The sequence below is a fragment of the Simplicispira sp. GW247-4R2A genome (assembly GCF_059424465.1).
In genome coordinates, this window is the sequence record NZ_JBWKZM010000006.1 from 72,418 (window position 1) to 98,444 (window position 26,027).

At 63.7% G+C, this 26,027-nt stretch carries 24 protein-coding genes and 1 tRNA gene; 5 read left to right on the forward strand and 20 right to left on the reverse strand.

Annotated elements, in window-relative coordinates; genetic code table 11:
• Positions 1-2: 2 nt before the first annotated feature.
• Positions 3-692 carry a ribose-5-phosphate isomerase RpiA gene (rpiA, locus tag AC07ZH_RS06280; protein ID WP_119107691.1) on the reverse strand — a complete coding sequence of 230 codons (690 nt, stop codon included), beginning with the start codon at positions 690-692 and terminating at the stop codon, positions 3-5.
• 36 nt (positions 693-728) lie between these two features.
• Between rpiA and AC07ZH_RS06285 the strand changes: the two genes are divergently transcribed.
• Positions 729-1,787 carry a quinone-dependent dihydroorotate dehydrogenase gene (locus AC07ZH_RS06285; protein WP_495199003.1) on the forward strand — a complete coding sequence of 353 codons (1,059 nt, stop codon included), beginning with the start codon at positions 729-731 and terminating at the stop codon, positions 1,785-1,787.
• A 24-nt stretch (positions 1,788-1,811) separates the two neighbouring features.
• Here AC07ZH_RS06285 and AC07ZH_RS06290 read toward each other — a convergent pair whose 3' ends face one another.
• The 15 genes from AC07ZH_RS06290 to uvrB form a co-directional block, all read right to left on the reverse strand.
• Positions 1,812-2,132 carry a hypothetical protein gene (locus AC07ZH_RS06290; RefSeq protein WP_495199004.1) on the reverse strand — a complete coding sequence of 107 codons (321 nt, stop codon included), beginning with the start codon at positions 2,130-2,132 and terminating at the stop codon, positions 1,812-1,814.
• On the reverse strand, positions 2,129-2,524 hold the full coding sequence (locus AC07ZH_RS06295) for a phage holin family protein (RefSeq protein WP_495199005.1): 396 nt from the start codon (positions 2,522-2,524) through the stop codon (positions 2,129-2,131). Before AC07ZH_RS06295 ends, AC07ZH_RS06290 begins: the two co-directional genes overlap by 4 nt.
• Before the next feature lie 26 nt (positions 2,525-2,550).
• Positions 2,551-2,862: a DUF883 family protein gene (locus tag AC07ZH_RS06300; RefSeq protein ID WP_119107695.1), complete on the reverse strand. Its 312-nt coding sequence runs from the start codon at positions 2,860-2,862 to the stop codon at positions 2,551-2,553.
• Positions 2,863-2,989: 127 nt separating this feature from the next.
• On the reverse strand, positions 2,990-4,096 hold the full coding sequence (locus AC07ZH_RS06305) for an NAD(P)/FAD-dependent oxidoreductase (RefSeq protein ID WP_495199006.1): 1,107 nt from the start codon (positions 4,094-4,096) through the stop codon (positions 2,990-2,992).
• Between the two features lie 39 nt (positions 4,097-4,135).
• A complete protein-coding gene (locus tag AC07ZH_RS06310) occupies positions 4,136-5,185 on the reverse strand; it encodes a histone deacetylase family protein (protein WP_495199007.1) in 1,050 nt (349 codons plus the stop codon).
• A gap of 113 nt (positions 5,186-5,298) precedes the next feature.
• Positions 5,299-5,373 (reverse strand) — tRNA-Val (locus AC07ZH_RS06315).
• 39 nt (positions 5,374-5,412) lie between these two features.
• Positions 5,413-6,123 (reverse strand): DNA polymerase III subunit epsilon, encoded by a 711-nt coding sequence (gene dnaQ / locus AC07ZH_RS06320; RefSeq protein ID WP_495199008.1) that lies wholly within the window; start codon positions 6,121-6,123, stop codon positions 5,413-5,415.
• 22 nt (positions 6,124-6,145) lie between these two features.
• Positions 6,146-6,484 carry an ISC system 2Fe-2S type ferredoxin gene (gene fdx / locus AC07ZH_RS06325; protein WP_495199009.1) on the reverse strand — a complete coding sequence of 113 codons (339 nt, stop codon included), beginning with the start codon at positions 6,482-6,484 and terminating at the stop codon, positions 6,146-6,148.
• A 17-nt stretch (positions 6,485-6,501) separates the two neighbouring features.
• On the reverse strand, positions 6,502-8,391 hold the full coding sequence (gene hscA / locus AC07ZH_RS06330) for a Fe-S protein assembly chaperone HscA (protein ID WP_495199010.1): 1,890 nt from the start codon (positions 8,389-8,391) through the stop codon (positions 6,502-6,504).
• A gap of 64 nt (positions 8,392-8,455) precedes the next feature.
• Positions 8,456-8,974 (reverse strand): Fe-S protein assembly co-chaperone HscB, encoded by a 519-nt coding sequence (gene hscB, locus AC07ZH_RS06335; RefSeq protein WP_495199011.1) that lies wholly within the window; start codon positions 8,972-8,974, stop codon positions 8,456-8,458.
• 166 nt (positions 8,975-9,140) lie between these two features.
• Positions 9,141-9,464: an iron-sulfur cluster assembly protein IscA gene (gene iscA / locus AC07ZH_RS06340; protein ID WP_495199012.1), complete on the reverse strand. Its 324-nt coding sequence runs from the start codon at positions 9,462-9,464 to the stop codon at positions 9,141-9,143.
• 7 nt (positions 9,465-9,471) lie between these two features.
• Positions 9,472-9,876, reverse strand: coding sequence for a Fe-S cluster assembly scaffold IscU (gene iscU / locus AC07ZH_RS06345; protein WP_119107701.1), 405 nt, complete (start codon positions 9,874-9,876; stop codon positions 9,472-9,474).
• A 25-nt stretch (positions 9,877-9,901) separates the two neighbouring features.
• Positions 9,902-11,122 (reverse strand): IscS subfamily cysteine desulfurase, encoded by a 1,221-nt coding sequence (locus tag AC07ZH_RS06350; RefSeq protein ID WP_495199013.1) that lies wholly within the window; start codon positions 11,120-11,122, stop codon positions 9,902-9,904.
• Between the two features lie 111 nt (positions 11,123-11,233).
• On the reverse strand, positions 11,234-11,770 hold the full coding sequence (locus tag AC07ZH_RS06355; protein WP_119107703.1) for a Fe-S cluster assembly transcription factor: 537 nt from the start codon (positions 11,768-11,770) through the stop codon (positions 11,234-11,236).
• 215 nt (positions 11,771-11,985) lie between these two features.
• On the reverse strand, positions 11,986-14,079 hold the full coding sequence (gene uvrB / locus AC07ZH_RS06360; protein ID WP_119107704.1) for an excinuclease ABC subunit UvrB: 2,094 nt from the start codon (positions 14,077-14,079) through the stop codon (positions 11,986-11,988).
• Between the two features lie 133 nt (positions 14,080-14,212).
• On the opposite strand from uvrB, the gene AC07ZH_RS06365 reads away from it, so the two are divergent.
• From AC07ZH_RS06365 to sigJ, 4 genes are all read left to right on the forward strand, one after another.
• A complete protein-coding gene (locus AC07ZH_RS06365; RefSeq protein ID WP_495199014.1) occupies positions 14,213-15,409 on the forward strand; it encodes an amino acid aminotransferase in 1,197 nt (398 codons plus the stop codon).
• Positions 15,410-15,599: 190 nt separating this feature from the next.
• Positions 15,600-16,073, forward strand: a complete 474-nt coding sequence (locus tag AC07ZH_RS06370) for a hypothetical protein (protein ID WP_495199015.1) — start codon at positions 15,600-15,602, stop codon at positions 16,071-16,073.
• Entirely contained in the window at positions 16,073-17,404 is a 1,332-nt protein-coding gene (locus AC07ZH_RS06375) for an alpha/beta fold hydrolase (RefSeq protein WP_495199016.1), read from the forward strand. Before AC07ZH_RS06370 ends, AC07ZH_RS06375 begins: the two co-directional genes overlap by 1 nt.
• An 18-nt stretch (positions 17,405-17,422) precedes the next feature.
• Positions 17,423-18,346, forward strand: a complete 924-nt coding sequence (gene sigJ / locus AC07ZH_RS06380) for an RNA polymerase sigma factor SigJ (protein ID WP_495199017.1) — start codon at positions 17,423-17,425, stop codon at positions 18,344-18,346.
• A 321-nt stretch (positions 18,347-18,667) separates the two neighbouring features.
• Here the strand turns inward: sigJ and AC07ZH_RS06385 are convergent, their stop codons facing one another.
• From AC07ZH_RS06385 to AC07ZH_RS06400, 4 genes are all read right to left on the reverse strand, one after another.
• Entirely contained in the window at positions 18,668-20,842 is a 2,175-nt protein-coding gene (locus AC07ZH_RS06385) for an FUSC family protein (RefSeq protein ID WP_495199018.1), read from the reverse strand.
• Between the two features lie 278 nt (positions 20,843-21,120).
• Positions 21,121-22,740, reverse strand: a complete 1,620-nt coding sequence (locus AC07ZH_RS06390; RefSeq protein WP_495199019.1) for a SpoVR family protein — start codon at positions 22,738-22,740, stop codon at positions 21,121-21,123.
• Entirely contained in the window at positions 22,737-24,005 is a 1,269-nt protein-coding gene (locus AC07ZH_RS06395; RefSeq protein WP_495199020.1) for a YeaH/YhbH family protein, read from the reverse strand. Before AC07ZH_RS06395 ends, AC07ZH_RS06390 begins: the two co-directional genes overlap by 4 nt.
• Positions 24,006-24,058: 53 nt before the next feature.
• The gene (locus tag AC07ZH_RS06400) at positions 24,059-25,981 is read right to left on the reverse strand and encodes a PrkA family serine protein kinase (protein WP_495199021.1); all 1,923 of its coding nucleotides are present in this window, start codon (positions 25,979-25,981) and stop codon (positions 24,059-24,061) included.
• Between the last annotated feature and the right edge of the window lie 46 nt (positions 25,982-26,027).

The window sequence follows — 26,027 nt, forward strand, 5'->3', positions numbered from 1 at the left end:
CCTCAATATTGAATGGTGCGCACGCCTGAGGGCGTGCCAAGCAAGCACACCTGGGCACGCTGGTGGGCAAAAATGCCCACGGTGACGACGCCTGGCCACTGGTTAATGGCCGACTCCATTGCCAACGGATCCTCAATCGTCAACCCGCGCACATCGAGAATGTGCTGGCCGTTGTCGGTCACGAGCGGTGCGCTTCCCCGCATGCGCAGGCTGGCCGTGCCGCCCATGGCGCGAAACCGCCGCACCACATGCGCCGTGGCCATGGGGACGACTTCCACCGGCAGGGGAAATGCGCCAAGCCTGGCCACCAGCTTGGATTCGTCGGCAATGCAAATAAAGCGATCGGCAAGCGCTGCGACAATCTTCTCGCGCGTCAGCGCCGCACCGCCGCCCTTGACCATGCAGCCGCTGCCGTCGATCTCGTCTGCGCCGTCCACGTAGACCGACAAACGCTCGACATCGTTCGCGTCCAGCACCGTGATGCCCAGCGCGCGCAGGCGCTCGGTGCTGGCCTCCGAGCTCGATACGGCGGCCCGTACGTTCTGCTTGATGCCGGCCAGCGCTTCAATGAACTTGTTGACCGTCGAGCCCGTGCCCACGCCGATGATGTCGCCCGGCACCAAATAGGCCAGTGCGGCTTGTGCCACCTGGGTTTTGAGTTCGTCTTGGGTCGGAGTAGGAGAAGGTGTCATGGCGGAGAATCGGGGGTTGAAGCCTGAATTATCGCCATGCCCCTGATTCCCTATTCCCTCGCACGCCCCTTTTTGTTTGGCCTCGACCCCGAAGCCGCCCACGACCTCACTCTGAGCGCCCTGGCGCGCGGCCAGGGAACGCCCTTGCAATTGGGCTGGTGCGCCAGCACTGTCGACGACCCTATCACCCTCGCAGGGCTCACGTTCCCGAACCGTGTGGGCCTGGCCGCTGGACTGGACAAAAATGCGCGCTGCATCGATGCGCTCGCAGCCATGGGCTTCGGCTTTGTCGAAGTGGGCACGGTGACCCCCCGCCCCCAGCCTGGCAACCCTAAACCGCGCATGTTTCGCCTGCCCCAGGCCCAGGCCCTCATCAACCGGCTGGGTTTCAACAACGACGGTCTGGCCGCATTCCTTGACAACGTGCAGCGTGCCCGCTGCCGCAAAAGCGGCCAGCACAGTGCCATGCGCCTTGGCCTCAATATTGGCAAGAATGCCAGCACGCCGATCGAAGACGCCACGGCAGACTACCTTATCGGGCTCGAAGGTGTGTACCCGCACGCTGACTACGTGGCGGTGAACATCAGTTCCCCCAACACCCAGAACCTGCGCGCGCTGCAGTCCGACGCAGCACTCGACGGCCTGTTGCTGGCGCTGGCCGAGCGGCGCGAAATGCTCGCTGCGCGCCCAGGCGCGAAACGTGTTCCGATATTCATCAAGATTGCGCCCGACCTGGACGAAGCCCAGGTGCGCTCTATCGCCAACAGCCTCCTGCAGCATGGCATGGATGGCGTCATTGCCACCAACACCACCGTCTCGCGCGAGGCGGTCAAGGGCTTGCCACACGCGCAAGAGATGGGCGGCCTGAGTGGTGCGCCGGTGCGGGAGGCCAGCAACCGCGTCATCCGCCTGCTGCGCGCGGAACTGGGCGCAGCCTTTCCCATCATTGGCGTGGGCGGCATCCTGAGCGCGGACGACGCGGTCGAAAAAATCCGCGCCGGGGCGGATGTGGTGCAGATTTATACCGGCTTGATCTACCAAGGCCCAGCACTGGTGGGCCGCGCCGCCCAGGCCATCAAAGCCATGCCGCGGTAAGTTTCGCGGCAAGCCTCTGGCGACTTATCGGCTGCGAAGCCGCATCAGCATGGGCATGGCGACACCCACCCAGCGCAGCACGCGTTTGGGGCCCACCGCCACCGCAGTGGCGGCAGCTACGGTCACCGCAACCGGATGCAGGCGTGCAAAAACGGCCAAGCGTGAAACGAGGGAAGCGTCTGGCCCCAAGCCTGCCATCTGCTGGGCCTCGCGCGCTGCCGCTACCGCTTGGGCGCGTCGGGCTCTGCGCTCACGCAGGCGCAGGCGCTGCGCGGCAATGCGATCGAGCACCTGCTGCTGCTCCGCATTGGCCGCCACGGCAGGGGGGGTGCTGGCGGCGGTCATAGGCGTTCCTTGATGTCTTGCCAGTCTCGGCCCAGTTCCTGGCGCGTCAGCGCAAAACCATTGCCTGCCTTGCGCGCCGTAGACCATAGTGCCGCAACCGCTACAGCCCACAGCAGCACCCAAAGCCCAGCCACTGACCAAGCGGCGGTAATGCGTTCGGATGTCTCCCAAAAATGCACCATGATGGCCCCAGAGAGCACGGTCAGCGCCACCACCGTCAAAGCGGCAGCCGCAATGGTCAGCCCCACGATCAGGGCCAGGCTGCGCCTGTAGTCGCGCAACTCCAGCCGGAACAGCGTGGTTCTGTCCTCTACCGCAATCGCCGCCTCAATGGCGTGGGCGCGCCAGCGGTCCACGAAGGCACCAAGGCCTAAAAGCGCTAACCAATCCATGGGTTTTCCTGCAAGCGGTGCAGCGCTTAGCGGCGCGAGAGCAGAAAGCCGATCACAGCACCTACCGCCAGCGCGGCGCCTGCGACTTGCCAAGGCTCGTCGTGCGCGTAGCGATCGGCTGCAAGGGCAGCGTCCTTGGCCTGACGCGCTGCTTCCTGCGCCGCGCGCACGGTCGAGTCACGCACCATCTGCATGCCATCGTCCAGGCGTTGGCGCAGCGCGCGAATCTCGGGCACGCTGTCGAGGTCGCGGTTGGAAATCAGACCGCGCAGGTCGGACACGAGTTTTTCAAGCTCGTGCTGGGTGCTGGAGAGTGTGTCGGATGCGGAATGTGCCATGGTGTGCCCTTTCTTGAATAAAAACCGTGCTGATGGGCCTTATGGCCCTCACCGATGCTTGTCGTCCCATCTTAGCGACGAATGGGCGCAGCGCCAGCCGATTGCGTCACTGTCTGACAGGTGAGGCCTACCAGCTCTTACACAAAACCGCGACATGCTCGCCAATCGCCAGGGCACTGGTCAAGCCAGGCGACTCGATCCCAAAGAGGTTGACGAGCCCCGCGACACCATGCACCTGGGGCCCCTGAATAACGAAGTCGCTGCACACCGAAGCGCCGAATGCAATTTTCGGCCGTATGCCGGCGTACGCAGGCGCCAGGCTGTTGTCGGGAAGTGCCGGCCAGTATTTGCGAATTTCGGCGTAAAAAGCATCGCCACGCTGCACATCCACTGCCAGGTCGTCCGGCGCGTCCACCCATTGCACGTCCGGCCCGAACCTGGCCTGTCCACCCAGGTCCAGGGTAAGGTGCACGCCCAACCCTGCTGCTTCCGGCACCGGGTAGATCAGGCGAGAAAACGGCGCCTGGCCGCTCAAGGAAAAATAGTTGCCCTTGGCGTACTGCGGCGTAGGGATGTGCTCTGGCGCCAAGCCTTCAAAGTGCTGGGCTAGCCACGGCGCCGACAAACCGGCCGCATTCACCAGCATGCGCGTCTCAAACTCCGTGTCGTCTGATGCTCTCATAAAAACAGCACTCCCCGCTTGCTGAACATGCGTTAGAGCCGTATTTTTCACTAAAAATCCACCGTGACGCTCCACGTCGCCCTGCAGCGCCAGCATCAGAGCATGGCTGTCCACAATGCCCGTGGAAGGCGAGAGCAGCGCCGCTTCGCAGACCAGCGCGGGCTCGAGTGCACGCGCCTGCGCGGCATCGAGCCATTGCAGATCGCGCACGCCATTGGCCTGCGCCTGCAAGTTGGCCGCTTCGAGGGCGGGCAATTGACTGGCCGACGTGGCAACAATGAATTTGCCAGTCCGGCGGTGCTCTACGCCGTGGCGGTCGCAAAAGGCCACCAGCAACGCGCGCCCGCGCACGCACAGCCGCGCCTTGAGCGAGCCGGTGGGGTAATAGATGCCCGCATGAATTACCTCGCTGCTGCGCGAACTGGTGCCGGTGCCAATGGCCTGCGCGGCCTCCAGCACCAGCACCTCACGCCCCTGCATGGCCAGCGCACGCGCCACCGCCAGGCCCACGACGCCCGCCCCCACGACCACGCACTCCACCTGTTCCCTCACTCGGAAACCTCCGTGTCGCTCATTTCCCGTCCGAGCGACTCATGCGGTGCCGGCAACCGCTTCAAACCCATTCACCACGCACAGGGCGTTGTGACCAAGTTCGGCAGCGGCATAACCGCCTTCGAGCACAAAGACGGTGGGCAGCCCCAAGCGCGCCAGCCGCTCGCCAAGCCGCACGAAATCGCCCGCTGCCAGAGCAAAGTGCGAAATCGGATCGCCTTCAAAGGTATCGAGCCCGAGCGACACCACGAGCGCAGTGGCCCCCCATTTGCCGAGGCGTTTGCAGGCAATCTCCAGCGCCTCGAACCAGGCGGCAACGCTGCTGCCTGCCGGCAGCGGCAGGTTGAGGTTGCAGCCAGCGCCCTCGCCTTCCCCCGTCTCATCCGCATAGCCCAGGTAAAACGGGTATTCGGTCAGCGGATCGCCGTGGATGCTGGCAAAAAATACGTCCGAGCGCTCGTAGAAGATGCTTTGCGTGCCATTGCCGTGGTGGTAGTCCACGTCCAGCACCGCCACGCGCTCAAACTCAAGGTTGCGCAACGTCTGCGCAGCGATGGCGGCATTGTTGAGAAAGCAGTAGCCCCCCATGAAGTCACGCCCGGCATGGTGGCCCGGCGGGCGCGACACACAGAATGCGGCGCGCGCACCTTGCGCCACGGCATGCGCCGCGCTGGCCGCCACATCCACCCCCTCACGCGCGGCCGCCCAGGTGCCGTGCGCCAGCGGCGAGCCGTTGTCCATCGAGTACAGGCCGAGCCGCGCAACGAAGTTCACCGGCTCGATATCGCTGCGCAGGCTGCGCACCGGCCAGACCGAAGGGAAAGGCTGGCGCTGCTCATTCTGAGGGTCCAGCGAGAGCCACTGCGACCAGGCGGTGCGCAGGAAATCGAGGTAGCGGTCACCGTGAATCTGCGCCAGCGCGCTGGCGCCGTCCTGGTCAGGCTTGCGCAGCTCGTGGCCAGCGCCTTGCAAGGCAGAGAGCACAAAGTCGGCGCGCGCCGGGGTTTCGAAGCACGCCACCTTGTCGCCACGAAAAAATTCGTGCGCGGGCGCGTGTCCGGTGTGCAGGGGGTTCCAGTAGGCAATCATGGGCACATTGTGGCGCGGCCACAGGCGGCTGCCCAGTGGGCCCGCATTCGCCGCGTGCGTGCGCCAAAAAAAAAGCACCGGGAGTTTCCTCACGGCGCTTTTAATGGGTTTTCTGGTGGGCGATGCAAGTTTCGAACTTGCGACCCCTGCAGTGTGAATGCAGTGCTCTACCCCTGAGCTAATCGCCCTGATTGCGTTTGCTATCAGCCCGCTATTATGGCACAGCTTTAGGTGGCTAAATCCATTTTCCAGACTGTTTTTCCACCACTGGCTTTGTCAATCTCGGCCAGCACCGCCTGATGCGCCGTGAGCTCGCCCTCGCTCGCGGGAACCACGCGCAAGCTGAGCGTGCGCAGGTCGAACGCGGCCACGTGGAACTCGCTGCCTGGCGCGCTGTCTTCGGCGATCAGCAAGGCCTCTTGGCCACGCGTCAGGTTGATGTACACGTCGGCCAGCAGCTCGGCATCAAGCAGCGCACCGTGCAGGGTGCGGCTGGAGTTGTCCACGCCGAGGCGGTCGCACAGGGCGTCGAGCGAGTTGCGTTTGCCGGGGTACAGCTCCTTGGCCATGGCGAGGGTGTCGGTGACGCTCTCGACATGGGCCGCAAAAGGCGGCAGGCCGGCGAGTTCGAGTTCCTTGTTCAGGAAGCTGACGTCGAACGCCGCGTTGTGGATGATGACTTCTGCACCGCGCACGTAGTCGAGGAATTCCGCAGCCACGGCCTCAAAGCGCGGCTTGTCGCGCAGAAACTCGTTGCTGATGCCGTGGACCTTGAGTGCGTCTTCGTGGCTGTCGCGGCCGGGGTTCAGGTAATAGTGGAAATGGCGCCCGGTGAGCTTGCGGTTGAACAGCTCGACGCAGCCGATCTCGATGACGCGGTCGCCCGCCTCGGCCGAGAGGCCCGTGGTTTCGGTGTCGAGGATGATTTGCCGGCTCATGGTTGCGCCCTCGCCTGGTCCATCAGTGGTTTTCCTTGGCGTGGTTGATGGAGTATTTGGGAATCTCCACCGTCACGTCGCTTGCCGCCAGAATGGCCTGGCACGAGAGACGCGACTGCGGCTCCAGCCCCCAGGCGCGGTCGAGCAGGTCTTCTTCTTCTTCCTCGGCATCGTTGAGCGAGCTGTAGCCGGCGCGCACCACCACATGGCAGGTGGTGCAGGCGCAACTCATGTCGCAGGCATGCTCGATGTTGATATGGTTCTCCAGCAGGGCCTCGCAGATGGTGGTGCCGGCGGGCGCCGTGATCTCGGCTCCGTTCGGGCAGTATTCCGGGTGCGGCAGGACTTTGATGACGGGCATGAATCGGGTCTCGGTGGTCAAAGGGTGTCGATGCGCTTGCCGGCCAGCGCATCGTGGATGCTGCGGTTCATGCGCTCGGCGGCAAAGGCCTCGGTGCTTGCGGCCAGGGCCTGGGTGGCGGCTTCGATGGCCGCAGCATCGCTGCCTGCGCGGGCGGTGTCGAGCTGGCGCCTACAGGCGTCGATGTTGGCGCGCTCGGGCGGCTCCAGCAGATCGCCGTCCACAGCGAGCGCGCTGGCCGTGGCCGCCAGCAGGCGCTCGGCGTCCACCCGCGCCTCGGCGACGGCACGGGCGCGCATGTCCTCGGACGCCGTGGCAAAACCTTCTTGCAGCATGCGGGTGATTTCTTCGTCGCTGAGACCGTACGAGGGCTTCACGTCGATGCGCGCTTCAACCCCGCTGGTCTGTTCGCGTGCGTTCACGCTCAGCAGGCCGTCGGCGTCCACGGTGAAGGTAACGCGGATGCGCGCCGCGCCGGCCGTCATGGGCGGAATACCGCGCAGTTCAAAGCGCGCCAGGCTGCGGCAATCCTGCACCAGGTCGCGCTCGCCCTGCACGACGTGGATCGCCAGCGCGGTCTGCCCATCCTTGAAGGTGGTGAAGTCCTGCGCCTTGGCGGTGGGAATGGTTTCGTTGCGCGAAATGATGCGCTCGACCAGGCCGCCCATGGTCTCCAGGCCCAGGGAGAGCGGAATCACGTCGAGCAGCAGCAGGTCTTCGGCGCCCGCGTTTCCGGCCAACTGGTTCGCCTGCACAGCGGCGCCCAGGGCCACGACTTCGTCGGGGTTCAGGTTGGTGAGCGGCTGCTGGCCAAAGAAATCGGCCACCGCGCGCTGCACCTGGGGCATGCGCGTGGCGCCGCCGACCATGACGACGCCCTTGACGTCGGCGGGAGTGAGCCGCGCGTCGCGCAGCACGCGGCGGACCACGGCCAGGCTGCGGGCGGTGAGCGGCGCAGTGGCTGCGTCAAACTCTGAAAGTTTGACGTCAAAATGCACGCTAGCGCTTGATAGGTCTGCGTTGAATGCTCCAATATTGCTAGCAGTCAAGGCCTCTTTGCACTGTCTGGCGGCCACGCGAGCAGCACCTTTGTCGGAAGGGCTGGCCAGCAAGGTGCCGGTCTGCGCCAGCACCCAATCGGCCAGGGCGGCGTCGTAATCGTCGCCGCCCAGGGCCGAATCACCGCCCGTGGCCAACACTTCGAACACGCCTTGCGCGAGGCGAAGAATGGAAATGTCGAAAGTGCCGCCGCCCAGGTCGTACACGGCGTAGACGCCTTCGCTGGCGTTGTCGAGGCCGTAGGCAATGGCTGCCGCCGTGGGTTCGTTGATGAGGCGCAGCACGTCGATGCCGGCCAGGCGCGCTGCATCCTTGGTGGCCTGGCGCTGCGCGTCGTCGAAATAGGCCGGTACGGTGATGACTGCGCCGTACAGCTCGTCGTCAAAGCTGTCTTCGGCACGCTGGCGCAGTGTGGCGAGGATTTCCGCGCTCACTTCGACGGGCGACTTGGCGCCCTGCGCGGTGGCAATGCGCAGCATGCCAGCCGAAGGCCCGCCGCTGGCGGCGTCGGCTTCTTCGCCGTGCTCCAGCGCATAAGGCAATTTATCGGCTACCGCAATATCGCCCCGGCCGCGCCCCATGAAGCGCTTGACCGAGGCAATGGTGTTGGCGGCATCCTGCTGCAAAAAAGGGACAGCGTCATAGCCGATCTGGCGCCCGCCGGCTTCAGGGTAGCGCACGACAGAGGGGAGCAGCACCCTGCCCTGCGCGTCGGGCAGGCAATCGGCCACGCCATTGCGCACCGCCGCCACCAGGGAATACGTGGTGCCCAAGTCAATGCCTACCGCCAAGCGCCGCTGGTGGGGCTTGGGGGATTGGCCGGGTTCGGAGATCTGCAGCAGCGCCATGGAATCCTGTCGTGATCGAAAACGCCGGGGCCACCGCATACGAAGCGGCCTGCCGGGCAACCGCCTATTGTCCCAGTTGATCGGCGCGTTGCTCCACGCTGCGCGCAAAACGTGCAAGGAACATGAGGGCTCTGACCTGCTGCGCGGCCCCGGCATGGTCGTGCGCTTCGTCGAGCAAGGCGGCGCACCGTGCCAGCGCATCGCGCTCGGCGTTCTTGACCACCAGGCCCAGGGCATCGATCTGCTGCGCGTCGTGGGCGTCGTCCAGTGCCTCGCGCCACTCCATCTGCTGCATCAGGAATTGTGTCGGCATGGACGTGTTGTCTTCGGCCCGCACCGGCGCCCCACCGAGTTCGCACAGATAGGCGGCGCGGGCGAGCGGATCCTTGAGCCGCTGGTACGCCTCGTTGATGCGCACCGACCACTGCATGGCCACGCGCTGCGCGGCGGCGCCCTCGGACGCAAAGCGGTCTGGGTGGGCCTGGCGCTGCAGTTCCTTCCAGCGCGCGTCGAGTTGCGCCCGCTCCTGGGCGAAGCGGCGCTCCACGCCAAACAGTTCGAAATCGTCGGATTGGAGGTTCATGCCCGCGTATTGCTGTGTTCGTATGGGTCGCTGGCCAACACCTGGGACGTGATCCCCAACCAGCGACCACCGCGCAAGGGCCGCCCCGCAGCGCCGGTGGTGTCCCCCTTCCCAGCGAAGCCGAGAGAAGGGGGAAGCGGCAAAGCCGCTCAGGGGGTTGTCCGAATCAAACCCTGAAGCTCTCGCCGCAGCCGCAGCGGTCGCGCTCGTTGGGGTTGCTGAATTTAAAACCTTCGTTCAGGCCTTCGCGGACAAAATCGAGTTCGGTGCCGTCCAGGTAGGCCAGGCTCTTGGGGTCGATCAGCAGCTTGACGCCATGGTTTTCAAACACCAGGTCTTCGGGCGCTGCTTCGTCGACGTATTCGAGCTGGTAGGCCAGGCCCGAGCAGCCGCTGGTCTTCACGCCCAGGCGAACGCCCAGCCCCTTGCCGCGTCGCTCCATATAGCGGCTCACGTGGCGGGCCGCTGCTTCGGTCAGGGTGATGGCCATGGCGTTCTCAGGCATTTGCGGCAGCGGCCACGCCGTGCTTGGCCTTGTAGTCGCTGACGGCGGCCTTGATGGCATCTTCCGCCAGGATGGAGCAATGGATCTTCACCGGTGGCAAAGCCAGTTCCTGCGCGATTTCGCTGTTCTTGAGGGCCGCCGCTTCGTCCAGCGTCTTGCCCTTGACCCACTCGGTCACCAGCGACGACGAAGCAATGGCGGAGCCACAGCCATAGGTCTTGAAGCGTGCGTCTTCGATCACGCCGGTGTCGGCGTTCACTTTGATCTGCAGCTTCATCACGTCGCCGCAGGCCGGGGCGCCAACCATGCCGGTACCCACCGATTCGTCGCCCTTGTCGAACGAGCCCACGTTGCGCGGGTTTTCGTAATGGTCGATTACTTTTTCTGAATAAGCCATGGTGTGCTCCTTGCAAAGTCCGGTTTCAGTGGGCAGCCCACTGGATGGTGCTGATGTCGATGCCGTCCTGGTACATCTCCCAGAGCGGGCTGAGTTCACGCAGGCGCGCCACGTTTTCGCGAATGGTCGAGATCGCGTAGTCGATCTCTTCTTCGGTGGTGAAGCGCCCGATGGTCATGCGCAGGCTGCTGTGCGCCAATTCGTCGCTGCGGCCCAAGGCCCGCAGCACGTAGCTAGGCTCCAGGCTGGCCGAGGTGCAAGCCGAACCGGACGACACGGCCAGGCCCTTGATGCCCATGATCAGCGATTCACCTTCGACAAAATTGAAACTGATGTTCAGGTTCTGCGGCACGCGGCGTTCGAGACTGCCGTTGATGAAGACCTGTTCAATATCTTTCAGGCCATCGAGCAGGCGCTTTTGCAGCACCTGCGCCTTGGCGTTCACCTCGTCCATTTCGAGCTTGATGATGCGAAACGCTTCGCCCATGCCGACGATCTGGTGCGTGGGCAAGGTGCCCGAGCGCATGCCGCGCTCGTGACCGCCGCCGTGAATCTGCGCTTCAAGGCGCACCCGGGGCTTGCGGCGCACGTAGAGCGCACCTACACCCTTGGGGCCGTAGGTTTTGTGCGCCGTCATGCTCATCAGATCGATGGGCAGGGTTTTCACGTCGATTTCGACCCGTCCCGTGGCCTGCGCGGCATCGACATGCAGCAGGGTTCCGTTCTCGCGGCAGATGGCGCCTATGGCGGCCACGTCCTGAATGACACCGATTTCATTGTTGACGAACAGCACGCTCACCAGCACCGTGTCGGGCCGCAGCGCGGCCTTGAACGCATCAAGATTGACGAGGCCGTCTTCCTGCACGTCGAGGTAAGTGACCTCAAAGCCCTGGCGTTCCAGCTCGCGCATGGTGTCGAGCACGGCCTTGTGCTCGGTTTTCCAGGTGATGAGGTGCTTGCCCTTGCCTTTGTAGAACTGGGCCGCGCCCTTGAGGGCCAAGTTGATGGATTCGGTGGCGCCGCTGGTCCAAACGATTTCGCGCGGGTCGGCACCGATCAGGTCGGCCACCTGGCCGCGGGCACGCTCCACCGCTTCTTCGGCTTCCCAGCCCCAGGCGTGGCTGCGAGAGGCAGCATTGCCAAAATGCTCGCGCAGCCACGGGATCATGGCGTCGACCACGCGCGGGTCCACCGGCGTGGTGGCACCGTAGTCAAGGTATATCGGGAAGTGCGGGGTCATGTCCATGGCTGGCTCGTTCAATAAGGCGGGCTGGCGGGTAGTGCGACGTTGCGAGCTTGCAGCAAAAAGCTGGCGCGCGCCTTGCAACGCGCTGCCACCCATGCCGCATCAGGGTCTTCAGGATTTGGCGAACACGTTGCCCAGGGCAAATACCGAATTGGGCGCGTTCACGCGAATCGGCTTGATCACCGGCTGGGTGGAGATGGCGCGGCGCAAAACAGGCTTGTCTTCAATCTGCAAACCTTTGGCGAGCTGCTCATCGACCAGCTTTTGCAGGCTGACCGAAGCCAGGAAATCGACCATGCGCTGGTTCAGCGTGGCCCACAGATCGTGCGTCATGCAGCGGCCGGCCTCACCCAGACAGTTTTCCTTGCCACCGCACTGGGTCGCATCCATGGGTTCGTCCACGGACACAATGATGTCGGCCACCGTGATGTCGCCAGCCGTGCGCGCCAGGGTGTAGCCGCCGCCGGGACCACGCGTCGATTCGACAAGCTCGTGGCGGCGCAGTTTGCCAAACAGTTGCTCCAGATAGGACAGCGAAATGCGCTGGCGCTGGCTGATGGCGGCGAGGGTAACGGGACCATTGCCCTGGCGCAGGGCCAGATCGATCATGGCGGTTACAGCAAACCGGCCCTTGGTGGTAAGACGCATCGCAAGCTCCTTGTGCTTTGGGTTCTATGTGACAGGCCGCACACAGTGCGAGGCCGCCACCCGTTCTCCGTCTTGTCTGCCTGGGAAAAGGCACCCTTTTTCGGGAACAGAGAAAACCCGACTAAGTTGTGTGAGTATAGCACAAAGTCAGATCAAATTTGTCGGATATTCGAACGAACAGTCACAAGACAGCCGTTTGCGTATGAATACGCCTTTCATGATGCGGGGAAAGGCACGAGGTGGTCACCACCGTGCGCGCCAAAGGCCGCATCCTTGAGCGTTGCCAACTGGTCACGCACGCGTGCCGCCTGCTCGAACTCGAGATTGCGGGCGTGCTCCAGCATCTGCTTTTCCAGGCGCTTGATCTCGCGCGCAATGTCCTTCTCGCTCATGTCCTCAATGCGCGCTTTCTCGACCGCGCCCTGCTCCAGACGCTCGGCTTCCTTGCCGGATTTTTCGCTGTACACGCCATCGATCAGGTCGCGCACCTGCTTGACGATGCTGCGCGGCGTAATGCCGCGCTCCAGGTTGTGCGCCACCTGCTTCTCGCGCCGGCGCTGGGTTTCGCCCATGGCACGCTCCATGGAATCGGTCACCCGGTCGGCGTACAAAATGGCCGTCCCAGCCACATTGCGTGCGGCGCGGCCAATGGTCTGGATAAGGCTGCGCTCGGATCGCAAAAAGCCCTCCTTGTCCGCGTCCAGAATGGCCACCAGAGAGACCTCGGGGATGTCCAACCCCTCGCGCAACAGGTTGATGCCCACCAGCACATCAAACGCGCCCAGGCGCAGGTCGCGAATGATCTCGACCCGCTCCACCGTGTCCACGTCGGAATGCAGGTAGCGCACCTTCACGCCGTTGTCGCTTAAATAGTCGGTCAGTTGCTCGGCCATGCGCTTGGTGAGCGTCGTGATGAGCACACGCTCGTTCTTTTGCACGCGGATGTGAATTTCCTGCAGCACATCGTCCACCTGGTTGGTGGCCGAGCGCACCTGCACCTCGGGGTCCACCAGCCCGGTGGGCCGAACCAACTGCTCGACCACCTGGCCGGCGTGCTGCTTTTCGTAGTCGGCCGGCGTGGCCGAAACGAAAATGGCCTGGCGCATGCGCCGCTCGAATTCCTCGAACTTCAGCGGCCGGTTGTCGAGCGCGCTGGGCAGGCGAAAGCCGTATTCCACCAGCGTCGTCTTGCGCGAGCGGTCGCCGTTGTACATGGCGTTGAGCTGGCCGATCATCTGGTGGCTCTCGTCGAGGAACATCAGCGCGTCGGGCGGCAGGTAGTCGGTCAGCGTACTCGGCGGGTCGCCCGGTTTTGATCCCGAGAGATGGCGCGAGTAGTTCTCGATGCCTTTGCAGTGCCCGACTTCGCTGAGCATTTCCAGATCAAAGCGGGTGCGCTGCTCCAGCCGCTGGGCTTCCACCAGCTTGCCGTCGCCCACCAGCTGCTTCAGGCGCTCCGCCAGTTCCAGCTTGATCGCGTCAACAGCCAACAGCACCTGGTCGCGCGGCGTGACGTAGTGGCTGCTGGGGTAGACGGTGAAGCGCGGAATGTTCTGGCGCACGCGGCCGGTCAGCGGGTCGAAAAGCTGCAGGCTTTCCACCTCGTCGTCGAACAGCTCGATGCGAATCGCCAGCTCGGAATGCTCGGCCGGAAACACGTCGATGGTGTCGCCGCGCACCCGAAACGTGCCGCGCGCGAAATCGGTATCGTTGCGCTGGTACTGCATGCGCACCAGTTGGGCGATGGCGTCGCGCTGGCCCAGCTTGTCGCCCGTGCGCAGCGTCATCACCATGCGGTGGTAGCTCTCGGGGTTGCCGATGCCGTAGATGGCCGAGACCGTGGCGACGATGACCACGTCGCGCCGCTCCAGGATGCTTTTGGTGCACGAGAGCCGCATCTGCTCGATGTGCTCGTTGATGGCGCTGTCCTTTTCGATGAACAGGTCGCGCTGCGGCACGTAGGCCTCGGGCTGGTAGTAGTCGTAGTAACTGACGAAATACTCCACCGCGTTGTGCGGGAAGAATTCGCGGAACTCCGAATACAGCTGCGCCGCCAGCGTCTTGTTGGGCGCGAACACGATGGCCGGCCGGCCGAGGCGGGCGATGACGTTGGCCATGGTGAAAGTCTTGCCCGAGCCGGTCACGCCCAGCAGGGTCTGGAACACCTCGCCGTCGCGCACGCCTTCGACGAGCTGGTCAATGGCCTCGGGCTGGTCGCCCGCCGGCGGGTACGGCTGGTACAGCTCGAACGGCGAGCCAGGGAAACGCAGAAATTCGCCCGTGGCGGGCTCAGAAGTGACTTCGTGCATAGGGTGAGCGTAGGGGATGGGCCACTGGAGCAAGAACAGGTTCTAAAATTCGGGTTTGCCCGAAGCCACAAAGCGTAGCCGAGTCGCCCATCTGAGGTCGGGCAGCCCAATTTCCACCCTTCGAGGACTTTTCATGTCTCTGTTTTCCGCTGTCGAAATGGCGCCCCGCGACCCCATTCTGGGTCTGAACGAACAATTCAACGCCGATACCAACCCCAAAAAGGTCAATCTGGGCGTCGGCGTGTACTTCGACGACAACGGCAAACTTCCGCTCCTGCAATGCGTGCAAACGGCCGAGCAGAAGATGATGGCCAAGCCCACGGCGCGCGGCTATCTGCCCATCGACGGCATCGTGGCATACGACAATGCCGTCAAGGCGCTGGTGTTCGGGGCAGACAGCGAGCCCGTGAAAAGCGGCCGCGTCGCCACCGTGCAAGCCATTGGCGGCACTGGCGGTCTGAAGATCGGCGCCGACTTCCTGAAGAAGCTCAGCCCGAATGCCAAGGTGCTCATCTCGGACCCGAGCTGGGAAAACCACCGCGCATTGTTCACCAACGCCGGTTTCGAAGTCGGCACCTACGCCTACTACGACGCGGAAAAACGCGGCGTGAACTTTGGCGGCATGCTCGCCAGCCTGAAGGCCGCCGCACCCGGCACCATCGTGGTGCTGCACGCCTGCTGCCACAACCCCACGGGCTACGACATCACCGCCACGCAGTGGGACCAGGTCATCGAAGTGCTCAAGGCCGGCAAACTCACGCCCTTCCTCGACATGGCCTACCAGGGCTTTGGCCACGGCATTGCCGAGGACGGCGCGGTGATCGGCAAATTCGTGGCGTCTGGCATGAACTTCTTTGTCTCCACCTCGTTCTCCAAGAGCTTCAGCCTGTACGGCGAGCGCGTGGGCGGCCTCTCGGTGCTGTGCCAGGACAAGGAAGAAGCTGGCCGCGTGCTGAGCCAGCTCAAAATCGTCATCCGCACCAACTACAGCAACCCACCCACCCACGGCGGTGCCGTGGTGGCCGCCGTTCTGAGCGACCCGGAACTGCGTGCGCTGTGGGAAAAGGAACTGGGCGAGATGCGCGTGCGCATCAAAGCCATGCGCCAGAAGCTGGTTGACGGCCTGAAGGCTGCCGGCGTGAAACAGGACATGTCCTTCATCACCAGCCAGATTGGCATGTTCAGCTACTCGGGCCTGTCCAAAGACCAGATGGTGCGCCTGCGCAACGAGTTTGGCGTGTATGGCACGGATACTGGCCGCATGTGCGTGGCGGCGCTCAACAGCCAAAACATCGACTACGTCTGCGCGTCGATCGCCAAGGTCATGTAATGCCTTCCGGGGGTGCGCAGCACCCTGGGCATTGCCAGCCGCCTACGGGCGGTTTTTTGTTGAAAAGTTTTGGTGTTTTTGGCCTCTAGCGCTTTACCAGTAAGCGCAGGCAGCTATTATTTGAATAGTAACTTGTCGCTATTGCGATCCCGATTGCACAAACGCCCACCCCCTGAATAAGCGACACCGCATGACCAAGCGCGGCTCCATCGTCCGCTGGGACGCCACGCGCGCGTTTGGTTTGATTCGCAGCGCCGATTCCGCTGGTGACGTGTTCTTCTGCCTGCGCGACTGCGGCGGCGCTACGCCCCAGCGCGAAAGCAAAGCGCCATCGCCCGCTACCGACGCCCCCTTGGCTTTTGGCCTGATGCTGGTATGGGCCGCTCTGCTGGCCTGGGGCGTGTGGACGCAGCGCCTCTCGCTCTGGACGCTGGCTGCCCTGGCGACCTTGAATGCCGTCATGCTGTGGATGTACACCACCAACAAGAACGCAGCGCGCGCAGGCCGCTGGTGCATGCTTCTATCCGCCGTTCTTCATAGCAACGCCCCAGGACGGTTTGCGACCACAAGCGGTCGATCAAAGCTGAGCAAGCGCTGCACCGATGTCACATCAGCACGGGCTACGTCGTCATATGGGTACCAACCCAGAATGAGAAGCACGTGATGACCTATTTTTCTCGCCCTAGTGCCAACCTGCGTGAGAGTTCGACTGCGCCGAAGCGCAGATTGCTGAGAACGTGTTTACGATCTTTTCATGGAGCCCATTGCCCCGCAAAGGCGGCATTTGCGGGGTTGCAAATCGTTCTTAGGGAGCCTCTGCACGAATCGCGTGGCAAGTGGGCGCTGCGGATCGGGATGATCTGCAAGGCGCAAACCGCAGCGATAGCCGTAGCTATCGCGAGGATTTGCAACGCTGCAGATCGCCCGAGGCCGCAGATGCACACGGCGCGACGATTCGTGCAGAGGCTCCTTAGCAGAATTGGTGGGAAGTTCGTCCTTCTGTTGTCGGTGCTCGGCGCGAGTGCATGTCACCACCTGCGGAGCGCCGACGCCGGTGGTGCGCTGGCGCCACCAGGCCAGCTCGTTGCCATAGAAGGGGCGCGGCGTTTGCATCTGTATTGCTTGGGTAGCGGTGTGCCCACCATATTGCTGGAAGCGGGCATGAGCGGTTGGTCGAGCGACTGGGCGGCAGTGCAACCGGCCTTGGCACGCGACGGGCGAGTGTGCGCATACGACCGAGCTGGCTATGGCTGGTCCGACCTTATGCCAGAAGGTGCCATGCGCACGCCGCATGCAGACCTTGAACAACTCATCAAGGCTGCCGACTTGGCGGGCCCGCTGATATTGGTGGGGCATTCGATGGGCGGACTGTTGGTGGCGGACTATGCGCGAACCCATCCGCAGCAGGTAGCGGGTTTGGTGCTGGTGGATGCTGTCAACCGCACCCAGGACCTCACCGACGCTCCCGCCGTGACCAGCGGTGCCTATGCTACGCAGCGCCGTAGCCTGGCGCGGTTGCTGAATCTGGCCGCTGCCGTTGCTCCCTTGGGCATATTGCGCGTGACCAACCAGCCGGCCAATTTGGTGGCAGAACGCCTGCCAGAACCCGCCAGAAGCTCGGCCGTAGCCCAAGCTTGGCGCACATCCAGCTACCATGCTTTGCGAGATGAAAACGCCCAATTTGACGCATGGTTGGCGCATTCACGCACACTTCCTGCGTTGCCCCCATTGCCTATGGTAGTACTGAGCAGCACGGAGGCACGCGATTTTCCGCCCGGCATGCAGACGCCAGCACTTCGGGCACTGTGGGCGCAGCGCCAACAGGAGTTGGCTTCTGAAGGCGGGGTTTCGGTGCAAGCCATAGCAGGGAGCGGGCATTACCTCCATGTGGATCAACCGCAGGCCGTGATTGAGGCCATTCGTGTAGTGCGGTCGCGTGCCATTGCGATGCTGACGCCAGGGGCCCTTGGCAGCGAGAATCACGGATCCCGGTAACACAACGGCTACTGCTCAATGGCTGCACTTTTTGAATCGCATCGCCGTCGCCTGCGGGGATTGGCCTACCGCATGCTGGGCTCCCGGTCAGAGGCCGAAGATGTGGTGCAGGACACCTGGTTGCGCTGGCAGGGCGCCGATACCCAGGCCGTTGAGGAGTCAGGCGCCTACTTGACCCGTATCGCCACATATTTGTGCCTCGACCGCTTGCGGTCGGCACGTGCGCGGCGCGAGCAGTACGTGGGTTTGTGGCTGCCAGAGCCCCTGATTGACAGCGAACTGGGGGCCTACTGCGAAGGTCCAGAGGTCGCCTTGGGGCGCGCACAGGATGTGTCTTTTGCGTTCATGCTTGCCTTGCAGCGACTGAGCCCTTTGGAATGCGCCGTTTTCTTGTTGCATGACGTATTTGATATCCCCTTTGAGGAGCTTGCCGCAGTGTTTCAACGCAGCTCCAGCGCTTGCCGCCAGCTTGCCTCACGCGCACGCCAGCGCATGCGTTCTGAAACAAGAGCAACGCCCGGTCGGCCCATGGACGATGCACATACCGCCCGCCTGCTTGCTGCGTTCGCCACAGCGGTCACGCAGGGCGACTTGGAGGCGCTCATGGCCTTGCTGGCGGACGACGTGTACCTGTACAGCGACGGTGGCGGCGTGGTGTGCGCCGTGCCGCGGCCACTGGGCGGCTTGGCGCGGGTAGCGCAGGTTTTGATAGGCTTTGCAACCACCTGGCAAACACACGGAGGGGCGCCGCAAGCTCCGCGTCCAGCATCTATCAACGGTATGCCAGGCGCTGTGCTGTTTGATGCGCAGGGACGCATGGAGCAGGTGGTGGCACTTGCGTTCGACACGACAGGTCGGGTGCGCGGCGTGTATTTCCAGCGGAACCCGGACAAACTACAACCGTGCGCACTTCGGGAACTGCCTGGGCGCAAGAATGGATAGGCCGCGATTCCCAGGGTTGCCTTCGTTGCACCGCCCGCCAACTGCACCACGCCGTGATGGGCACCGCCGCTGTAGCCAATGAGCAGATATCCCTGATGACACCAATACAAGACGACGAATAGGGCCATGGCGCTTGATGGACGTACGTTAGCTGCTATCAGTTTTGCATTAAATGAAGCCGAACAAAACGTCGAGAGGAGGTGTGCTCTTCACGTCCTTGGCAACGGGCTTCACGGAAACGTCACTCGACCGTTTGCTGCCACTGCCGCCACTGGCGAAAGGCAGGTTCCTGGCATCTCACCTCACGGCCCACACGCCGCCTCAGGTGCGTGCGTGGCTCAGTGCCCACGCGGCCTGCTGCACCGCCTGCGCGTCGTTTTGCAACACGCCCAGGCGGCGCTGCAGCCAGGACAGCCTGTCCTGATCGGGCGCTGCCAACGGCAGCGTATCCAGACCGTCTGACCAGGAGTAGGAAACGGGTGCTGCCGCGCTGCCGCCGGCCACCTCGGTGTGGGCCACCGCCGGGTCAGCCAACAGACGGGCCAAGGCGCGACGGGTTTGGGCCAGACTGTCGGTCAACGCCGATCCGGCACCGGCCACCCAGGGCCCGGCCAGGCTCAGCCGCACCAGCGACAGGTGCGCCATCAGCCGCTGGCCGCGGTCGAGCAGGCTCAGCACCTGAGCCGTGGGCAGGCGCTCGCTGCGGGGCTCGGCGGCGCTGCGCTGGGCGGCGGCGGCCAGCGCACCCAGCGCGTCGTAGGCGCGCCGGCGCGCCAGGCGCTGGTCCACTTGATCCGGCCCTGCCGCGCCCAGCACCGCCAGCGCGTAGTGGAACAGCGCCTGCCGTGCCTGGTTGACCAGGCGCGGCAGTTGGCGCCGCTCCCAGGACGGCAATACATAGCTGAACAGCCAGGCCAAGGCCGCCCCCAGCACCGTATCGGCCACCCGTTCGGTCACGGCCAGGCCGCCGGCCGGGTACATCAGGTGGGCCTGCAACAGCGCCATCACGGTGGCGGCAATGGCGGTAACCAAGTAGCGGCGCACCACGAAGGCATGGGCAGTGCCCACAGCCAGTAAAAACACCAGCGTCTGCCACGGCTCTGCGGGAAGGCGGGCCAGGCCCACCACCAGCAGGCAGCCCAGCAGCGTGCCGCCGACCCGCTGGTTGCGCCGTGCCAGGGTTTGCGCCAGGTTGCCGCGCAGCACCACCGCCACACTCAGCACCAGCCAATGCGGGTGGGCAGACCAGGGCAGCACCTGCGCCAGCGCATAGGCACAGCCAAACGCCAGGCCGGTGCGCAGCGCATGCCGCAGCACCGGCGAATGGCCACTGAACTGGGCCTTCAGCGCAGACAGCGGCCAGTCGCTGGGGGCCACGAAGCGGCGCAACTGCTCAGCCGACAGCACCGCGGATGGAGGCGGTCCCTGCAGAGCGTCGTGCACCTGTTGCACAACGCGGCGCAGGGCCTGCAGCCGCAGCTGCAGCACGGGCACCAGGCGCGCCCGTGGGTCATGCTCGGGCCAGGCCACGCTGCTGCCTGGCGCCTGCAGCGCGTCCCGCGCGGCTGGGTCCGCGCCCGTGGCTGGTGCAGAGCCGAGCTGGCCCAGGCGCAGAGTGCTGGCGGCTTGCGACAGCTGGTCGGCCAGCCGGCCCAGGGCTTGGGCCATCTCGGCCATGGTCTGGCGACCGGGTGCGTCGTGGCCGATCAGGTCGAGGTCCAGGCGCACCGCCAGCAGCATGTCACGCAGCTCGATGGTGTACACCAGCACGGCGGACAGGCGCTGGTGGTGCGCTGCCCTGGGTGCGGCAAACACCAGGTCGCGCGCCGCCTGCAACAGGTCGGCCAGCTCGGCTTCCTGCTGGACCCATCGCCAGGCTGCGCGGGCCGGGTCGTCGGCGCCCGGCTGGGCCGGGGCGGCTGCGCTGGCGCGCCAGACTTCGGCCCGGGCCTGCAGCAAAGCGGCCGAGGCCTGCAGCGCCGATGCCACCGCCAGCGTGCGCCAGCGCGGCTGCATCAGCCAACCCGTCGCGACAGCCCACAGCCCGTACAGCGCCGCGCCCACGGCTTGCCAGCCCAGCATCCTTACCGGCGGTACGCTGCCCGCCGGTGAGGCCAGCGTGAAGACCATCGCCAGCACCGGCGCAAAAGCCACGGCGCCGGCCCGCAGACCCCAGGACATCACCATCATCGCCAGTGCACCGCCCAGTGCCAGCGCCAGGCCCAGCACCACCGGTGATGGCTGGGCCAGGAGCACCAGGGCGGTGCCGGCCAGTGCGGCCAGCGCGCCAGCCAGCAGCTGGCGCCAAGCCCTGACCATGGGCACCGGCGCGTCGGCCAGGCTGGTGCACACCGCACCGGTCAGGGCCAGACCGGCGGCACCGGCGCCCGCGGCTGCGCCCACCGTACCATGCACCATCGCCACCCCCGCGGCGACCAGCGCGCCGTTGAGCAGGTAGGTGGGCAGGTGCATCAGCAGCTGCGGGGCACGGGCCATGGGTTGTGGGGCCCCGTCAGGGGCGCGTTGAAGGATGCGAGGCCCGAATTGTCGCCCAGCGGAAGGCCAAGCGCAGGCCAGTTCCGGCGCAGATCACGGCGCCAGACAGCGCCCGCGAGCGCCTGAGCTGCTTGTGCAAGATGCCCTGGCAAATGGGGTGGGTACGCACGCCGTGGCACCACAACCAGCCCCCCCTTGGAAGGAGACGCTGCTCGGCGACCCGCATTAACCAATGCCAGGGGCAGGACGCTATCGAACCAATAGCTGCCAGCGCTTTCCTACTGGGCGATAGCCTGCGACAGGGCAGAAATTTTGCCATCGCTGCCCATGCTCTCGATCTGCACACCGAAGCCCCACAGCCGCGCCACGTGCTTGAGGACTTCTGCGGTGTCGTCGGCCAGAGGACGGCCGTGGTACTGCGTGTGGCGCAGCGTCAGGCTTCGGTCGCCGCGCAGATTGACGTTCCAGACCTGGATATCGGGCTCGCGCGTTCCCAGGTCATACTGCTGCGACAGCGTCTGGCGCAAGGTGTGGTAGCCCGCTTCATCGTGGATGGCACTGACCACCAGGTCGGGCGCGCTGGCATCGTCGTGCAGAGCGAACAGGCGCATCTCGCGCATCAGGTGGGGGCTTAAAAATTGGCCCACGAAGCTCTCGTCCTTGAAGTTGCGCATGGCGCCATCCAGGGCGGGTAGCCAGGGGGTTCCGGCAAGGTCGGGGAACCAGCGCCGGTCTTCCTCGGTAGGGTTCTGGCAAATGCGCTGGATATCGCGGTACATGGCAAAACCCAGCGCATAGGGGTTGATGCCGCTATAGGCACGGTGGCCCACGGGGGGCTGGTAGATGACGTTGGTGTGTGAGCCCAGCCACTCGATCATCACGCCATCGCTCAAGTACCCATCGTCGTACAAGGTGTTGAGGATGGTGTAGTGCCAGAAAGTGGCCCAGCCTTCGTTCATGACCTGCGTCTGGCGCTGGGGGTAGAAATACTGCGCTATCTTGCGCACGATACGCACAATCTCACGCTGCCAGGGCTCCAATAACGGCGCGTTCTTTTCAATGAAGTACAGGATGTTTTCCTGCGGCTCTTTGGGGAAGCGATCAAGCTCCTGGGCCGCAGTGTCCTTGCCAGCGGGGGTGGGCAAGGTGCGCCAGAGTTCGTTGACCTGCTGCTGCGCGTAGGCTTCGCGCCGCTCGCGCTCCAGCCGTTCGTGTGCCAGGTTCTTTTTTGAAGGCCTGCGGTAGCGATCCACGCCATAGTTGGCCAGGGCGTGCGAGGAGTCGAGCAACTGTTCCACGGCATCCAGGCCGTAGCGCTCCTCGCACTTGGCCACATAGTCCTTGGCATACACCAGGTAGTCGATGATGCTGGAGGCGTCCGTCCACATGCGAAACAGGTAGTTGCCCTTGAAGAAACTGTTGTGTCCGTAGGCGGCGTGGGCGATGACCAGGGCCTGCATCGCCGTGGTGTTCTCCTCCATCAGGTAGCTGATGCAGGGGTTGGCGTTGATCACCATCTCGTACGCCAGCCCCATGTGGCCGCGCCGGTAACGCCGCTCGGTGGCCAGGAATTCCTTGCCATAGCTCCAATGGCGGTAGTTCACCGGCATGCCTACGCTGGAGTAGGCGTCCATCATCTGCTCGGCAGTGATGATTTCCAGCTGATTGGGGTAGGTATCGAGGCCAAAGCGTTCTGCCGTGGCCGCAATGGCGCTGTGGTAGCGCTCTATCAGCTCGAAGGTCCAGTCGCTGGGATCGGGCAGCGTCTGCGCCGGGCGTGCACCTGCTGGCAGTGGCTCCTTGGGAACCCCGCTATGGCGGCGTTCGCCTACCTGGGCGGCTTTCCAGGGGTTGTCGCTGCTGCGCCGTTCGAGGACCGGGTACTGCACCATGTTCATGCCGGCACCCCTTCTTTCTTGAACAGGTCGCGAAATACCGGGTATATCTCGCCGGATTCAGAGACCTTTCGCATGGCAAAGTTGCCAAACAAGGGCAGAAGCTGACTGTATTCGTGCCAAAGGTTTTGCTCTTCCTGGGCCACCTGCACGTACGCAAAATAGCGCACCAATGGCAGGATGCTTTCTGCCAGAAGCTTGCGGCAGTTGCCGCTATCCGCGGGGAAGTTGTCGCCATCGCTGGCCTGCGCCACGTAGATATTCCAGTCGCCCGCAGGATAGCGATCCTGGATGATCTGGTCCAGCAACACCAGGGCGCTGCTGACCACCGTGCCTCCGCTTTCAGTGGAGTGAAAAAATTCGTCTTCGCTCACCTCGCCTGCCTGCGTATGGTGGCGGATGAAAACGATGTCAATTTTCTCGTAGTGCCGTGTCAGGAACAGGTACAGCAGAATGAAGAACCGTTTGGCCAGATCCTTGCGCTCCTGGTCCATGGATCCGGATACGTCCATCAGACAGAACATCACCGCCCGGCTGATGGGCACCGGTACTTTTGTGCGTGCCCGAAAGCGCAGGTCGATGGGATCAAGAAAAGGCGTTTTGGCGATGCGCTGTTTGAGCCGCTCCATGCGCCGCTGCAGCTCGGCCAAAGCCTCGCTGGTGCCATCGTCCTGTGCGAGCAAGCCTTCGAGCTGCGCCTGCAGCGCTTGCAGTTCTCGGTGCGGTGCTTTGGTCAATGCAATGCGCCGCCCAAGGGCGCCACGCATGGTGCGCACCACGGCCAGGTTATGGGGCGTGCCATCCTGGCTGTAACCGGCACGGCGCCACTTCCACTGCGGCGTCTCGCCGATGTGCGTACGCAGAAGACGCGGCAAGGCCAAGTCCTCAAAAAAGAGCTGCATGAACTCTTCCTTGGACAGGGTGAAGGTGAAGTCGTCCTCACCGCCCTCGCTGTCACTGGCCTGCGAGCCTCGGCCGCCTTCACCCCCCTGGGGCCGTGCAATGCGGTCACCGCTCACATACTCGGTGTTGCCGGGGTGCACCGCATCCCGAATACCCCCCTGACCGTGGCGAAACACCGGCTCGCTGATGTCTTTCCTGGGAATGGTGATGTTTTCCCCCTGCTCGATGTGGCGAATGTCACGCTCGGACACCGCACGGCGCACCGCTTCAACAATTTGCTGCTTGTAGCGGCGGACAAAGCGCTCACGGTTGCCCACCGACTTGTTCTTGCCGGCGAGCCTGCGATCGATGATTTGGAATGCCATCTGCTTGCCTTCACGCATGCACGAACGTTCCCGCTGGAAGCGCCCGTAGTGTGTCAACTGCTCTTGCGTACGCGCAAATACCATTCGCACAGCAGCCGCACCTGCTTGGCGGTGTAGCCCTTGTCCACCATGCGGGTGACGAAATCCTCGTGCTTGCGCGCGTCCTCGGCGCTGGCCTTGGCATTGAAGCTGATGACAGGCAGCAGTTCCTCGGTGTTGGAGAACATCTTCTTCTCGATCACCAAGCGCAACTTTTCGTAGCTGGTCCAACTCGGGTTCTTGCCCTGGTTGTTGGCGCGCGCGCGCAGCACGAAGTTGACGATCTCGTTGCGAAAATCCTTGGGGTTGGCAATGCCAGCGGGTTTTTCTATTTTTTCCAACTCGGCATTGAGCGCGTTGCGGTCGAACACCTCGCCAGTGTCGGTATCGCGGTACTCGCTGTCCTGGATCCAGTAGTCGGCGTAGGTGACGTAGCGGTCAAAAATATTCTGCCCGTACTCGCTGTAGCTCTCCAGGTAGGCTGTCTGGATTTCCTTGCCGATGAACTCGGCATAGCGCGGGGCTAGGTATTCCTTGATGTAGCTGGTGTATTTGGTCTCCAGCTCGGCGGGAAACTGCTCACGCTGGATCTGCTGCTCCAGCACATGCATCAAATGCACCGGGTTGGCGGCCACTTCGGTACTGTCGTAATTGAACACCTTGGACAGTATCTTGAAGGCAAAGCGGGTGGAAATGCCCGTCATACCCTCATCCACGCCGGCATAGTCACGGTACTCCTGGTAGCTCTTGGCACGCGGGTCGGTGTCCTTGAGGTTCTTGCCGTCGTAGACCTGCATCTTGCTGAAGATGCTGGAGTTTTCCGGCTCCTTAAGGCGTGTGAGGACTGCGAACTGCGCCATCATCTTGAGCGTGCCCGGCGCGCACATGGCATGGCCCAGCGACGACTCCCGGATCAGCTTTTCGTAGATCTTGATTTCCTGGCTCACCCGCAGGCAATAAGGCACCTTGACGATATAGATGCGATCCAGGAAGGCCTCGTTGTTCTTGTTGTTGCGAAACGCCTTCCACTCGCTCTCGTTGCTGTGCGCCAACACGATGCCATCAAAAGGGATGGCACCAAAGCCCTCGGTTCCCTTGTAGTTGCCCTCTTGCGTAGCGGTGAGCAGCGGATGCAGCACCTTGATGGGCGCCTTGAACATCTCGACAAATTCGAGCAAGCCCTGGTTGGCCAGGCACAAGCCCCCTGAGTAGCTGTAGGCGTCGGTGTCGTCCTGGGCAAAATTCTCCAGCTTGCGGATATCCACCTTGCCCACGAGGCTTGAGATGTCCTGGTTGTTCTCGTCGCCCGGCTCGGTCTTGGCCAGCGCCACCTGCTTGAGGATGCTGGGGTAGCGCTTGACGACGCGGAACTGCCGGATATCACCGCCAAATTCCTCCAGACGCTTGACGGCCCAGGGCGAGAGCACGCGCTGCAGATAGCGCCTGGGAATGCCGAACTGCTCTTCGAGTACCGGACCGTCCTCCAAGGGGTCGAAAAGACCCAGAGGCGATTCGTTGACCGGTGAGCCCTTGAGCGCATAGAAGGGCACCGTCTGCATCAGGTACTTGAGCCGCTCGGCGATGGAGCTTTTGCCTCCGCCCACGGGGCCCAGCAGGTACAGGATCTGCTTGCGCTCTTCGAGCCCCTGCGCCGCGTGGCGGAAGAAGCTCACCACCTGCTCGATGGCGTCTTCCATGCCATAGAACTCGGCAAAAGTGGGGTAGCGCCGAATGACCTTGTTGGCAAAGATGCGCGAGAGCTGTGGGTCGTCGCGCGTATCCACCATCTCAGGCTCGCCGATGGCGGCCAGCATGCGCTGCGCAGCAGTGGCGTAGACCATGGGTTCGCGTTGGCACTCGGCGAGGTACTCGTCGACCGACATCTCCTCTTCGCGCGATCGGGCATAGCGGGCAGCGAAGTTGCTGATGGCATCCATACGGCCTCCTGTGGCAGCACCCCTGGCAAGCCCGGCGGTGCCACCG

What these genes read in the sequence shown, in the direction of transcription:
- AC07ZH_RS06400 (WP_495199021.1), bottom strand. Translation starts at nt 25,981, where the DNA reads ATGGATGCCATCAGCAACTTCGCTGCCCGCTATGCCCGATCGCGCGAA.
- AC07ZH_RS06295 (WP_495199005.1), bottom strand. Translation starts at nt 2,524, where the DNA reads ATGGATTGGTTAGCGCTTTTAGGCCTTGGTGCCTTCGTGGACCGCTGG.
- AC07ZH_RS06285 (WP_495199003.1), top strand. Translation starts at nt 729, where the DNA reads ATGCCCCTGATTCCCTATTCCCTCGCACGCCCCTTTTTGTTTGGCCTC.
- AC07ZH_RS06300 (WP_119107695.1), bottom strand. Translation starts at nt 2,862, where the DNA reads ATGGCACATTCCGCATCCGACACACTCTCCAGCACCCAGCACGAGCTT.
- hscB (WP_495199011.1), bottom strand. Translation starts at nt 8,974, where the DNA reads ATGAACCTCCAATCCGACGATTTCGAACTGTTTGGCGTGGAGCGCCGC.
- sigJ (WP_495199017.1), top strand. Translation starts at nt 17,423, where the DNA reads ATGGCTGCACTTTTTGAATCGCATCGCCGTCGCCTGCGGGGATTGGCC.
- iscU (WP_119107701.1), bottom strand. Translation starts at nt 9,876, where the DNA reads ATGGCTTATTCAGAAAAAGTAATCGACCATTACGAAAACCCGCGCAAC.
- AC07ZH_RS06310 (WP_495199007.1), bottom strand. Translation starts at nt 5,185, where the DNA reads ATGATTGCCTACTGGAACCCCCTGCACACCGGACACGCGCCCGCGCAC.
- AC07ZH_RS06365 (WP_495199014.1), top strand. Translation starts at nt 14,213, where the DNA reads ATGTCTCTGTTTTCCGCTGTCGAAATGGCGCCCCGCGACCCCATTCTG.
- AC07ZH_RS06370 (WP_495199015.1), top strand. Translation starts at nt 15,600, where the DNA reads ATGACCAAGCGCGGCTCCATCGTCCGCTGGGACGCCACGCGCGCGTTT.
- AC07ZH_RS06385 (WP_495199018.1), bottom strand. Translation starts at nt 20,842, where the DNA reads ATGGCCCGTGCCCCGCAGCTGCTGATGCACCTGCCCACCTACCTGCTC.
- hscA (WP_495199010.1), bottom strand. Translation starts at nt 8,391, where the DNA reads ATGGCGCTGCTGCAGATCTCCGAACCCGGCCAATCCCCCAAGCCCCAC.
- uvrB (WP_119107704.1), bottom strand. Translation starts at nt 14,079, where the DNA reads ATGCACGAAGTCACTTCTGAGCCCGCCACGGGCGAATTTCTGCGTTTC.
- iscA (WP_495199012.1), bottom strand. Translation starts at nt 9,464, where the DNA reads ATGGCCATCACCCTGACCGAAGCAGCGGCCCGCCACGTGAGCCGCTAT.
- AC07ZH_RS06375 (WP_495199016.1), top strand. Translation starts at nt 16,073, where the DNA reads ATGACCTATTTTTCTCGCCCTAGTGCCAACCTGCGTGAGAGTTCGACT.
- AC07ZH_RS06290 (WP_495199004.1), bottom strand. Translation starts at nt 2,132, where the DNA reads ATGACCGCCGCCAGCACCCCCCCTGCCGTGGCGGCCAATGCGGAGCAG.
- dnaQ (WP_495199008.1), bottom strand. Translation starts at nt 6,123, where the DNA reads ATGAGCCGGCAAATCATCCTCGACACCGAAACCACGGGCCTCTCGGCC.
- AC07ZH_RS06355 (WP_119107703.1), bottom strand. Translation starts at nt 11,770, where the DNA reads ATGCGTCTTACCACCAAGGGCCGGTTTGCTGTAACCGCCATGATCGAT.
- rpiA (WP_119107691.1), bottom strand. Translation starts at nt 692, where the DNA reads ATGACACCTTCTCCTACTCCGACCCAAGACGAACTCAAAACCCAGGTG.
- AC07ZH_RS06395 (WP_495199020.1), bottom strand. Translation starts at nt 24,005, where the DNA reads ATGGCATTCCAAATCATCGATCGCAGGCTCGCCGGCAAGAACAAGTCG.
- fdx (WP_495199009.1), bottom strand. Translation starts at nt 6,484, where the DNA reads ATGCCCGTCATCAAAGTCCTGCCGCACCCGGAATACTGCCCGAACGGA.
- AC07ZH_RS06390 (WP_495199019.1), bottom strand. Translation starts at nt 22,740, where the DNA reads ATGAACATGGTGCAGTACCCGGTCCTCGAACGGCGCAGCAGCGACAAC.
- AC07ZH_RS06350 (WP_495199013.1), bottom strand. Translation starts at nt 11,122, where the DNA reads ATGGACATGACCCCGCACTTCCCGATATACCTTGACTACGGTGCCACC.